8 protein-coding genes and 1 pseudogene are annotated in these 12,042 nt (G+C 35.1%); 7 read left to right on the forward strand and 2 right to left on the reverse strand.

What is annotated here, in order from left to right:
* Positions 1-56: 56 nt before the first annotated feature.
* The 4 genes from NL281_RS06730 (at position 57) to NL281_RS06745 (ending at position 5,323) form a co-directional block, all read left to right on the forward strand.
* Positions 57-932 (forward strand): hypothetical protein, encoded by an 876-nt coding sequence (locus tag NL281_RS06730; protein WP_253303214.1) that lies wholly within the window; start codon positions 57-59, stop codon positions 930-932.
* A gap of 274 nt (positions 933-1,206) precedes the next feature.
* A complete protein-coding gene (locus NL281_RS06735) occupies positions 1,207-2,535 on the forward strand; it encodes a M16 family metallopeptidase (RefSeq protein ID WP_253303215.1) in 1,329 nt (442 codons plus the stop codon).
* A complete protein-coding gene (locus tag NL281_RS06740) occupies positions 2,531-3,868 on the forward strand; it encodes a M16 family metallopeptidase (protein WP_253303743.1) in 1,338 nt (445 codons plus the stop codon). The genes NL281_RS06735 and NL281_RS06740 overlap by 5 nt, the downstream gene beginning before the upstream one ends.
* 564 nt (positions 3,869-4,432) lie before the next feature.
* Positions 4,433-5,323, forward strand: coding sequence for an Rpn family recombination-promoting nuclease/putative transposase (locus NL281_RS06745; protein WP_253303216.1), 891 nt, complete (start codon positions 4,433-4,435; stop codon positions 5,321-5,323).
* A 76-nt stretch (positions 5,324-5,399) separates the two neighbouring features.
* Here NL281_RS06745 and NL281_RS06750 read toward each other — a convergent pair whose 3' ends face one another.
* Positions 5,400-5,903 (reverse strand): hypothetical protein, encoded by a 504-nt coding sequence (locus tag NL281_RS06750; RefSeq protein WP_253303217.1) that lies wholly within the window; start codon positions 5,901-5,903, stop codon positions 5,400-5,402.
* Between the two features lie 304 nt (positions 5,904-6,207).
* Here NL281_RS06750 and NL281_RS06755 point away from each other — a divergent pair, with 304 nt between their 5' ends.
* A complete protein-coding gene (locus tag NL281_RS06755; protein WP_253303218.1) occupies positions 6,208-7,230 on the forward strand; it encodes an IS110-like element ISWen2 family transposase in 1,023 nt (340 codons plus the stop codon).
* Positions 7,231-8,237: 1,007 nt separating this feature from the next.
* On the opposite strand, the gene NL281_RS06760 is transcribed toward NL281_RS06755, so the two are convergent.
* Positions 8,238-9,272 carry an aspartate-semialdehyde dehydrogenase gene (locus NL281_RS06760; RefSeq protein WP_253303219.1) on the reverse strand — a complete coding sequence of 345 codons (1,035 nt, stop codon included), beginning with the start codon at positions 9,270-9,272 and terminating at the stop codon, positions 8,238-8,240.
* A gap of 140 nt (positions 9,273-9,412) precedes the next feature.
* Here NL281_RS06760 and NL281_RS06765 point away from each other — a divergent pair, with 140 nt between their 5' ends.
* Positions 9,413-9,865: a hypothetical protein gene (locus NL281_RS06765; RefSeq protein ID WP_012673310.1), complete on the forward strand. Its 453-nt coding sequence runs from the start codon at positions 9,413-9,415 to the stop codon at positions 9,863-9,865.
* Between the two features lie 914 nt (positions 9,866-10,779).
* Positions 10,780-11,877: pseudogene (ltrA, locus tag NL281_RS09305) on the forward strand (group II intron reverse transcriptase/maturase).
* Positions 11,878-12,042 lie beyond the last annotated feature (165 nt).

A 12,042-nucleotide genomic window follows, 5' to 3' on the forward strand; every position in this document is an offset into this window, starting at 1 on the left:
GGTAATAGTAAGGGTTATATGTAAGTGAGGAAAATTTACGAAAAAAAAACGAGTTTTTGAGCACTTCAATCGAGAGGTATGACAATTCTTCACAGCATCTCCAAAGCTGTAAGAAAGAAGCTGAAGAGATTAAGAAGAAAAATAAACCACTATATGACTTTTTAAGGGAAAGTAACATTGCTAACCTAGTTATCATATGGGAAAAAAACAAAAACGTAAGAAATAAGTTAAGTAACCTGGAAAGCTTAAAAGAGCAATATCCAGAGTACGCTTATATTTTAATTAATAAAGCTGATGAAGTGAAAAAAGAAATTTTCTTACATAACCACAAGCCATTAATTGATGCTTTATCGACACATTATGGAAGTAATTTTCAAGAAATGACATTTAATGGTATAAGGAACTTTTTTGAGGTGCACAAAAATGACTTTAAAGAAGAAAGAATAGGAGTACGAAATAATACACTAATTTACTTTGTGAACTTAGAAGATATTACGACAAGACATGTTCCTACATTGAAAGTGCTGGGATTCACAAAGATTATAAAAAAGGAAGCTTTAGCTGGGTTTAAAAATTGTGTTCCACCTTTAAATAATCAAGCACAAGAAATAAAACCTAAAAATAATAGTAAATACTACATTAGTGACAGTGCAGCAATTGGTTTATTTTTAGGCTTTAGCATATCATCTCTTGCAGCATCTGCTGCTTTCATTACTGTTGGCATTACTGCTTTAACTACTGTTGGTGATGCTGCGGTATTTTATGCAGTTGTAGTAGTTGGTACATTAATTGGCTATGGTGTTGGAAAGTTATGTGAAAAAGTTAGTGAAGAGAAGCAAAAAGACCCTGATATTAGTACGTGTGCTGCTGTTAAGGGTGTGCTGTGTGGTGCGTTTACTGCTAAATATTCTGAATCACGATTGCTAGGTTAATCTACGGTAGCTTTGTTACACGGCTGACTATTGAAGAGTATAGTGGAATCAAAGGTACGTACTATTTTTATATTTTTGAAGAAAGTAAATAATTAAAAATTTTGTGATGCTAATTGCCTTATGTTTTTATAAAAATACTTTTTTAATCTTTCATAATAGCAAGACTATTTAAAATGCAACATTTACAAATAATTACATCTACTGAAAAAATTAGTTGCTTATTTCCATAAATATGCTACTAATCAACAATATATGCTTAATTGAGGTAGAAATTATGCAAAAAGAAATATTAGGTGCAGTAGATGCTGACAATAATCTAAGTTATGCTAAACTCAGTAATGGATTAGATATCTATGTCGTACCTAATCATCGGATTCCAGCCGTTTTACATGCAGTAATATACAAAGTTGGGGGAATGGATGATCCAATCGGCAAAGCAGGACTGGCTCACTACGTTGAACATTTAATGTTTGAAACTACAGGAAAGTTTAAAGACGTAAAATCTACTATGGGTAGTATTGGAGCTCAGTTTAACGCGTTTACCACTAAAGAATATACCTGTTATCACGAATTAGTTCTCAAGAAAGACTTACCGTTGGTGATGGAAATTGAAGCAGACAGAATGGGCAATTTTAATATCACCCAAGAAAAGGTAGATAAAGAAAAAAGTGTTGTGTTAGAAGAAAGGAAGATGAGATTTGATAACCAACCTCATAACTTGTTATTGGAAGAAGTGGATAGTGCATTTTACCGTACTGGCTATGGCAGGTCTGTTATCGGCTGGGAAAGTGATATCAAAACTTACAATCAGGATGATATAACAAGATTTCATGATAACTACTACCACCCAAGCAACGCAATACTGCTGATTGTTGGCGATGTGGAGTTTGATGAAGTAGTGAGATTGGCGGAAGAAAAATACGGAGAAATTAAAGCTAAACCTGTAGTTAGGCATTGTCCAAATCAAGATCCAGCGCATAATGCAGATCTATCGGTAACCTTAGAGAGCGCTAAAGTAAAAGAACCTGTTTTGTATTTCCGTTATCGTGTTCCTTTATTTAAGCATATTAGTGAGGTCTTTGCTGTTGATTTAGCAGTTAACATGTTAGCGGGTATTAAGTTAAAGTGTGGTCAAGGGGGGTGTAAGTTAGAGGCTATCAAATCTAGCAAACTATATCAAGATTTGGTTCTAGATAAAAATATGGCAGTGTCAGTATTTGCTTACTGTTATGGTTTAGCTTTTAGTGACAGCTATGTTGACATTAAGGTAATCCCAAAAAGTGGAGTGAGTTTAGACGCTGTTGAAAGAGAGCTGGACAGCGCTATTAATAATTTTATCTCTGAAGGAATGACAAATGAGGAGTTACAAAGCACAAAGTATAGATACAAAGCAACACAGCTTAATAAGCTATCTGACTTAAACAGTATAGCAATATTTTATATACAACATCTCGCACTTGGTATTCCGCTTGATGAAATAGATATTTCGTATAGCAAAATAAATGATGTTAATCTAGAGGATGTAAATAATAAAATTCGTACTATCTTTTCTACTAATAAATTAATTGGTCGTTTGCTGCCAAAAGGAGGTAATAATGATTAGAATAAGTAAACCTGTATTTTCATTTTCTTCCCTTATAGGTTCTAATTTACAAGCTGGTAGTAATCTAAATGGTTTTAACCAGAATATAGAGGAGGTCATTACCCATAAAGGATTTAAGTTTTTATTTGTTGAAAGCAGAAATCCACCAGAAGTTTCACTCAATATATCATTCAAAGATGCAGGTCATGTATATGAGAATGCAGAAAAACAGGGGCTTACTTGGTTCACTTCTCTTGTAATCCAAGAAGGAGCGGGAAAAAATGATGCCAAAGATTTTGCAAGAAAGCTTGAAGATAAAGGGATTAGTCTACATTTTAATCCTGGTTCAGAAGCGTTTGGAATTTCGCTAAACACTTTGCCTGAGAATCTAGATGATGCAATTTCATTATTGAGCGATGCCATAATGTGTCCTAAAGTTGACTCTGAAGGTTTGAATAGAGTTTTCGAGGAAGCCAAAGTTGATTTTAATAATTTTGAAAAAGATCCTGGCTTTGTTGCTGCAAAAGAATTATATGCATTGCTGTTTAAAAAGCACCCTTACTCAAAAAGTGGATGCGGAACTTTTGACACTGTAATGAGCATTACTAAAGACGATGTTTTAACATACATAAAGCGCAATTTTGCTAAAGATAACATAGTTATCAGTGTTGTTGGTTGTGTAAAAAAAGAAGAAATTATTACATTATTAGATAAGTATTTATCTAAATTACCACCAGAAAGATCGAAAATTGGAAAAATACCTGTAAAAAATGATTTTGGTTCTGCGGAAAGTAAGAATATTTTTATGGATATACCACAGAGTGTGATACTTTTTGCTCAAAAAGGTATAGCTTATGAAGATCCTAATTATTATAACGCTAGTGTCTTAATTGATGCACTTGGTGGCATGAGGCTGAATTCAATATTAATGACAGAATTGAGGCAAAACTTGGGTATTACTTATAGTGTTTATGCAATGATTAGTCCCAATAAATATGGAAATATTATATCTGGATTCATGAATACTGATAATTCTACTGCTGGTAAAGCTATATCAGTGGTAAAAGATACATTAAGCAGGATAAAAAAGGAAGGAATTGATGAGCAATTGCTCAATGATGCAAAAATTAATATAGTGAATAATTTTGTCTTTTCCTACCTATCCAATAATGCAAATACAGCAATGCTGCTCGATAATATGCAAATAAATGATCGTGATGTTAACCGTATAAATAATTATGCAGATATCATTAATGATGTAAAACTAGAGAAAGTAAACGAGTTAGCAAGTTCTTTGCTAGATCCTGAAAATTTATTTTTTGTTGAAGTTGGAAGGAATACTCAAAATAAATAATTGATTCAAAAAAAGCATACGCTCAAGATAAGGAGAAGTTGCTTTAAATGTTAAGTGATAGCCATAATAATTTAGAGGTTCTTCTAAAGAAATTATTTTGACCTTATGATTTTTCAAACATACCACTAGCTTTAAGATTTTGTGGGCCGGTAGGATATATTCACATATTAGTATCTTATGCATACTAATTAATAACCTAACTTTCTTCCCTCTTCTCTCCATCTTTGTGGGCAATAATAGTCTCTTCTATGACAGCAATTCAGCTTCTTCAACTGATTAACCTCTGCGCATTTCCTTCAGCACCTTTTGATAAAGATCTTGTCTTTTCTCATTATCGAGCAGTTTGCAGTATAGTTTTAGCTGCTCAGGGTTCCTCAATAGAAGCCGTGCTAAATTGTACATCCAAGGTGCGTAGTAGCATTCTAGGGCCATCTATGAAGGCAGTTTTTTAGCCAACTCTTGAAATTCAGCTAAATTTACCACTTTAATAGACTTTAGCATAAAGAAGTTGAACATTTTTTCAGAATTGTGTATAATTGTTAACGTCCTATAGGTTTACTTATTATGGCTCTTTCTAAATTTCTTGACCCCAAAAATGATATATCGTTCAAGCGTATCTTTGGTACTGAAAAAAATAAGGATATTCTTATTCACTTCCTCAATGATATCCTTGGCTTCACTGGTAAAAATGAAATAAAGGATATAGAGTTTTTAAGTACTATTCAAGACCCTGATATCGCCGCTAAAAAGCAAAGTATTGTTGATGTTCTCTGCAGAGATGAAAATGGACTGCAAGTGATCGTCGAAATGCAGGTCGCTAAAACTAAAGGCTTCGAGAAACGTGCTCAGTACTATGCTGCTAAAGCTTATTCAAGACAAGCTGACAAGGGTGATCAATACCATGACCTTAAGGAAATTATCTTTATTGCTATAGCAGATTGTATCTTGTTTCCCGATAAGTCTGAGTATAAATCAAAGCATACTATTCGGGATGAAGACACTAATGAACATGATTTAAAAGATTTCTACTTTATATTTATTGAATTACCAAAATTTCCAAAAACTAAGGAAGATCAGTTGGAGAATATAGTTGAAAAGTGGGTCTATTTCTTTAGGTATGCAGAGGAAACCAGTGAAGAGGAGCTGGAAAAAATAATAGGGAGTGATTTTATAATCAAAAAAGCCTATGAAGAGCTAAATAGATTTAACTGGTCAGAGAAAGAATTTATTGCCTACGAACAGGAAATAAAACGTATTCTTGATGAACAGGCTGTCCTCGCTCAAAGACTCGATGATGCTACTGAACAAGGCAAAAAAATTGGTAAAGAGGAAGGAAAAATTGAAGGAAAAGTTGAAGTAGCAAAAACAATGCTGGCTAATAATGTTGATATTGACACTATTGTCAAGTTTACTGGTCTTTCTATAAGTGAGATAAAAGAATTGCAGAAAGTTTAATAACTTATAGATTCTTCTAAAGAAATTACCTTGTTTGAAATTTACTTGACGCTTATAGTTTTTTGAGCATAGCCTTTTATGTTAGATTCAAAGAAGACTGAATAGGCTGCTCCACACTTTCTACTTTCTCTAGCGTCGTATTCGGCTTTAGGACATCATACAACGCATAACTCACACAAGATAATCCAACAATTCCCACAACCGCTGCTACTACAGGCATTTTCATGATATACAATGCAACACAATTTACCAATAACACCGCACCAACAACACTAGCCAGGATTGCTTGCCTTTGTTGCGTTAACTGTTTGTCTTTTTCGTCTGTAGCATCAAAACATGGTTCAGTGGGAGATGGGCTGTCAGGAGTGTTTGGTTCTTGCTCATTAGTTTCTCTATCAAAACACGGTTCGGAGGTTGGCTCTACAGTAGTTGAATTATTTTGCGTTTCTTCGTTGCTTTCAAATATTAGTTGAAAATCTTCGCTATTTTTCTTAATATCTTCACATAATTGAGTATCAGTTTCTGTAACATTGGTTTGCTCTTTCACCTCAACTTTCACTTCTTCAACATCTTCTGGCATATTAAAAGTCCTTGATTCCTCTATAGCAGCTCCTTTTGCAGTAGTGGCTCCCTTCCAATTTTTGAATTTTCTAGCAATAGCTTGTATCTTGAAAAAAGCATCTAATGCTTTAAGCTTAAGTATTAGATGGAGAAGGGAAAAACTCTGGGCAATACCTTAGATATAAAATCTGTGGGAAAGAAAAGAATTCCCTTCTCAAAAGTAGAGGCTGGACGGTATCGTAGAAAAACCTAAATGGTTCTAATTCTGTATTCACAAGGTAAGCCTTACTTTTCATTTTTAATAGTAGTATATGGAGTTATATATGATCAACAACTTTTTAGGTATAGATGTTTCAAAAGAACGTTTTGATGTTTCTCTCTCATTCATAAGTAAAAAAGGAAAGCGTGAAACTAGGAAAAGGAAATTTAAAAATGATGATACTGGGTTTCAAGGTCTGCTGAACTTTCTACAAAAACATAACATAGAAGAAGTAAAAGCTTGCATGGAATCCACTGGTTGTTATAGCGAAGCTTTGGCTGAGTTCCTCCACAACGCTGGATATTTCGTTAGTGTTGTAAACCCAGCTTGCATAAGGTTTTATGCAAAAAGTAAGCTTACACGACAAAAGAATGACCAGACTGATGCAGAGATTATTGCAGATTATTGTCAAAGACAGAAACCTTCTCGTTGGACACTACCTTCTCTTGAAAAGAAAAAATTAAAACATCTTTATCGTTGCTCAAATGCGTTAAAGGATGAGTTAACATTAGCAAATAATCATTTAGAAAAAAAAGAGAGGCTGCCTAAAGAAGTTGCAAATGCTTGGGAAGACCTTGCAATGAACATAGAGCAAAAAATAGAAACAATAAAAAACTCCATACGCGAACTATTAAAACAACACAAAGAATTGTTGGAAGATTTTCAACTCCTATTAACTATTCCAGGAATAGGAGAGGAAACAGCAATAGCTATTTTAGCTGAAATTCCTGGTATAAAAGCCTTTATAAATGCTAGGCAATTGGCAGCATATGCTGGAATTATACCACAAAATATAACATCAGGCTCATCCGTACATGCCAAGCCCAGATTAAGTAAAACCGGTTCACGAACATTACGTAAGGCAATGTACTTTCCTGCTATAGCAGCTAAAAAGCACAATCCTATCATTATGGCTTCTTGCGAAAGATTAAAAGAGAAAGGCAAGCATGCTATGGCCATAGTTGGTGCTGCAATGCGTAAGTTACTTCATATAGTTTTTGGTGTTTTAAGTTCAAAAAAGGCCTTTGATCCAGATCATATCAAGAACTATAGGGCTAAAAGGTTAACTGAAGGTTTAGTACTTTAAAATCAAAAAATGCTTCTAATTCATCTTATGTAAAATGGCATCTTACACAAATTTATTGAATGTTGTTGGTTAGTGGATATGTTGATAAGTAAATTTCTGCTGTTTTATATGTAACTAATTTACTTATCAACATATCCACTAACTATAATCTGTGTACCGCTACACAGGATATGAATAAGAAGTATTTTTTGATTTTATGATGTAACTTGAGCAATTTTTATAATTTTTTTGTTGACTGGTGAGACGGTATCTTTCCCGTCATCCCGCTACGTGTTAGCGGGATCTCATTTCACTTTATGAGGGTGTCATCCGAGTAGCCCCTTTCTCGTCATCCCGCTACGTGTTAGCGGGATCTCATTTCACTTTATGAGGGTGTCATCCGAATAGCTTGACTACTTGGATCCAGATTGGATACTGAGTTGGTGAGTATAAAAGTATAGCTTCTACGTCATACCGCCGCGGTATCTCAGCCGCTAACAAGTAGCGGGGTGACGAGTTACTATACCGCTGCGAACCGTCATACCGCAATTTATTCCATAGCTGTACGAACATTCATTTTTGAAGGTAAACTGCACAGCAAATGGTGTCATTCCAGTGCTTGACACTGGAATCCAGCCGGCTTTGTTGCATCGCTAGCTATGATGGATTAAAGATAAAAAAGGTGGAGAATATCAGTAGCTTATTATTCTGGTATTTATAACAAGAACGGTCAGTGAATACCTAAATTTGAGTAAAAGAAATTTCACTACCACTCACTAATCCGGCTAAAATTCAAGAATTTCAATGCTTTAGCTATTTTCAATAGAATTAAATTTATTAATATAAATAACAAATTACTATTCTTAAATTTGATCAGATTGATTGCAAAAAAACAAGATTTTCAATAAGTTGCTTATAATCCTAATTATAGTTAGCCTTTCATAAGTAGCGATGCAACAAAGCCATTCCAGCGTCACGCGCTGCCATGTGGTATACAAATTTCCTTCGAATTACAACGTACGTGCGCTCTATATGCACTTGATTGACAAATGCTCTCTTATCAAAATCTCAAGAATCTGCACTATATTTAATGCTGCGCCTTTGCGCAGGTTGTCAGCCACTATCCACATATTTAATCCGTGCTCAACAGTATTGTCTCTTCTAATACGCGATACATATACAGCATTCTCCTGTACAACATCAATTTGAGTTATGTATTCACTATCTTCACGCCTGTTGTACACTAAAACTCCACTATCTTCGGCTTCACTTAGCACTTCACGAGCTTGTTCTTCAGTGATATGTTGATCAAATTCCACATTTACTGCCATAGCGTGACCGATAAAGACGGGTACCCTTACACAAGTTGCAGTAACTTTTATATCTTCCTCTAAAATTTTTTTTGTCTCCTCTTGCATTTTCCATTCCTCTTCTGTAGAACCATTTTCCATGAATTCTCCTACATGGGGAATGCAATTGAATGCTATTTGCTTAGAGAATATCTTGGGTTTTTTAGCTTCGTTCATAAAGATTTTTTTTGTCTGGTCATAGAGCTCATCCATTGCTGCTTTGCCTGCACCAGAAGTTGATTGATAAGTTGAAGCAACGATTCTCTTTATTTTTGCTTTTTGGTGTAATAGATGTAGTACTAGCAGCATCTGTATTGTAGTACAGTTTGGATTGGATATTATGTTGTGGTTTTTATATTCCATAATTTTTTCTTTATTAATCTCTGGAATAATGAGTGGCACACCCTCTTTCATTCTAAAATGGGAACTGTTATCTATCACGATGCATCCAGCCTGTGTTGCAATTGGTACATACTCTTCAGAAACATGAGATCCAGCACAGAAAATGGCTACATTAGTTCCAACGAAGTCATAATCCTCAAGGCATAAAACTGTTAACTCTTTGTCACCAAAGCTCACCTTCTTCCCTTCTGATTTTTTCGATGCAAGTGCAATAACGCAATCTATCGCCTCATCTTGAAATTCAGCAAGCGTGCTTAATACCTCACGCCCTACTCTTCCGGTTGCTCCAATAACAGAAATTTTGTATCCCATATAGATGAACCTCTAATTTCAAAGTTCTATTATATTTTTACTGACAAAATTTACAATTGTTTTAATATTTTTACCTTGCAATTAATTGTAATTTAGCTATTATTATGCAATATTAGTAATATTACATAATGAAATGAAAGATGAGTAAGGAATACGATGAAACTAAGGTTAAACCTGCAATTTCTACACCTCAAGGGCCTGAAGGAACCAATGGATCAAAGGCCCAAAGTGTTCTTTCGAATAAAAGAAAGCCTACAATAAATTTTGATGATAAAAAGTATGGTGTAAAAACCTCTAAAATAGACCAACAGTCTCTAAACAAAAGACAAGAATCTTCAAAGCTAAGAGATTTCTTAAGGTCAATACCAATAATAAGGAGATTTTTAGCAAGGATTTTCACACCTGAAAAAATAGAAATCATCAGTAACCCTATATATGACAACATGGAAGCATATAAAAAATCGCAGGAAGATTACCCTAGTAAGATAAAAGATGAAACTAGTATAGATGATGAACACACAAAAGAAGTAGATAGTAAACTTGAGAAGGGTAATGTTGAACAAGTGGACAACAAGAAAAGTCGTAGTTCATAAATATCAATCATTTAAAAATTATCCCTAGTTATAACATTGTATCTGTTCAGCCAATGGCGTCAACTTAAGGAAAAATATCAGCGATAGTGTATAAAATTTCTCTCTAAATTTTTTATCATTAAATTATCCAAAGAATGCAATAAACAGCACTTTTGTTTCTGTTTTATTTCAACAAAGAAGTCTAAAATGTGTCCTTTTTAGGTGAAACATGCGTGCGCCAAGCAAAGTGCGTAAAGTCCAGTTGGTGAAAATCCAACCCAGGCAAAGCCTAGCCAGCAGGCTGGAACAAACCACTATGCTGCGTAAGGTAACGAGCGTAGTAAAGCTAGTGGAATGGACAACACAGGGTACAACGAAAGTGAAGGTATTGAGTCCCGAAATTCTCGATGTCATAGAGGTCGACACGTTGCATATAGTGGAAGACAGCAAGAAGGGTAACAATAGGGCAAGTTATCACTCACTCTATCGGGATCTGAGGCCGTATCACGTGTTGAGATGGAGTTTACGTAAACTTGGGAGATCCTTTGTATTCCTATTAAGGTACGTTGGAACAAGTCAACAAAGGCGAGTACTGACGGAAGATATAAAGGAAGTCGGACTGATTGATAGTACTCAGAGTGTGGGAAAGCCACATACAAGGGGAAGCGGTCAGCAATATAGTGACTGGTTTAGGAATTGCTATGCCAATACAACGGAGGTTGGAATAACGTGCAAAGAAAACTAAATCAGATAGCAGTAAGAGCCAGGCAAGATAAACGATTGAAATTTAATCGTTAATTCATCTGATAAACGCAGAGAATCTTGCTGAATGTTATAAAGAGCTAAAGCATAACAAAGCATGCGGTATAGACCAGGTGACAGTAGAAGCTTATGGAGAAAATCTTGAAGAGAAGCTCAACACTCTGGTGGATAGTATGAAAAGAAAGCGATATCAACCGCAACCAGTGAAAAGAGTATATATACCAAAAGCTGGAAGCAAAGAGAAACGCGGGCTTGGAGTACCGTCTACAGAAGATAAGTTAGTCCAGATAATGCTGAAGAAGATATTAGAAAATATTTATGAAGCTAACTTTCTGGATAACTCATATGGTTTTCGTCCTGGTAGAAGCTGTCATCAAGCGGTAAATGCACTAAATAAAGCAGTTATGTACAGACCAACTAACTATGTAGTAGAAGTTGATATCAAGAAATTCTTTGATAATGTCCAGCACAAATGGCTAATGAGATGCTTGAGAGAACGGATAACAGACCCAAACATACTGTGGTTAGTAAAACGATTTCTTAAGGCAGGAGTAGTCGAAGCAGGACATTATGAAGCAACTGAACTAGGCACACCTCAGGGGGGAATAGTAAGTCCTATACTAGCTAATATATAGTTGCATTATGTGCTGGATTTGTGGTTTGAAAAGAAATTCAAGCTAAGATCTAAAGGTTATATGGAGCTAGTTAGGTATGCAGACGATCACCTGATTTGCTGCGAAAGAGAAAAAGATGCTAGAGAACTCTTAGAGTCACTGAAACAAAGGCTAGGAAAATTTGGACTGGAAATATCTGAAGACAAAACAAGAATAGTAAAGTTTGGCAAAAAGGAGTGGCAACAAGGAATAAGGGAGAAACGAAAAACGGAAAGTTTCAACTTTCTAGGATTCACCCATTATGGTACAAGGAGTCGTAAAGGTAGAGTAATGGTAGGTCATAAAACCTCGAAAGAAAATCTATCTAGAAAACTTAAAGAAATCAAAGAATGGGTGAAAAAGATCCGAAATAAAGTTCACCTTAAAGATTGGTGGTCAATACTTAAAGCAAAACTAACAGGACACTATAACTACTTCGGAGTTAGCGGAAATTACCGGTGGTTGAATAAATTCTTCTGGCGGGTAATCAAGCTAGCGTATAAATGGATAAACCGACGTAGTCAGAAGAAGAGTATGAATTCAAAGCAATTTATACACTATCTACAAGTTAATCCATTACCAAAACCAAGAATATGCTACTCATTATATACAAAATAGGAAATGCTGTGAATACTACATTGTGGAGCCGTGTGCGGGAAAGCTGCAAGCACGGTTCTGGTGGGGGAGTCATAGCGATAAAACTTAATCAGGAGGATTTAAAACTATGACTTCTACCAAACAAAAAATTAAGCATGATTTACGCCAAATACATTAAGTTTTTTG

Source organism: Wolbachia endosymbiont of Phyllotreta cruciferae (assembly GCF_918697765.1).
GTDB lineage: Bacteria > Pseudomonadota > Alphaproteobacteria > Rickettsiales > Anaplasmataceae > Wolbachia > Wolbachia pipientis.

What these genes read in the sequence shown, in the direction of transcription:
- NL281_RS06765 (WP_012673310.1), top strand. Translation starts at nt 9,413, where the DNA reads ATGAGTAAGGAATACGATGAAACTAAGGTTAAACCTGCAATTTCTACA.
- NL281_RS06750 (WP_253303217.1), bottom strand. Translation starts at nt 5,903, where the DNA reads ATGCCAGAAGATGTTGAAGAAGTGAAAGTTGAGGTGAAAGAGCAAACC.
- NL281_RS06745 (WP_253303216.1), top strand. Translation starts at nt 4,433, where the DNA reads ATGGCTCTTTCTAAATTTCTTGACCCCAAAAATGATATATCGTTCAAG.
- NL281_RS06760 (WP_253303219.1), bottom strand. Translation starts at nt 9,272, where the DNA reads ATGGGATACAAAATTTCTGTTATTGGAGCAACCGGAAGAGTAGGGCGT.
- NL281_RS06735 (WP_253303215.1), top strand. Translation starts at nt 1,207, where the DNA reads ATGCAAAAAGAAATATTAGGTGCAGTAGATGCTGACAATAATCTAAGT.
- NL281_RS06755 (WP_253303218.1), top strand. Translation starts at nt 6,208, where the DNA reads ATGATCAACAACTTTTTAGGTATAGATGTTTCAAAAGAACGTTTTGAT.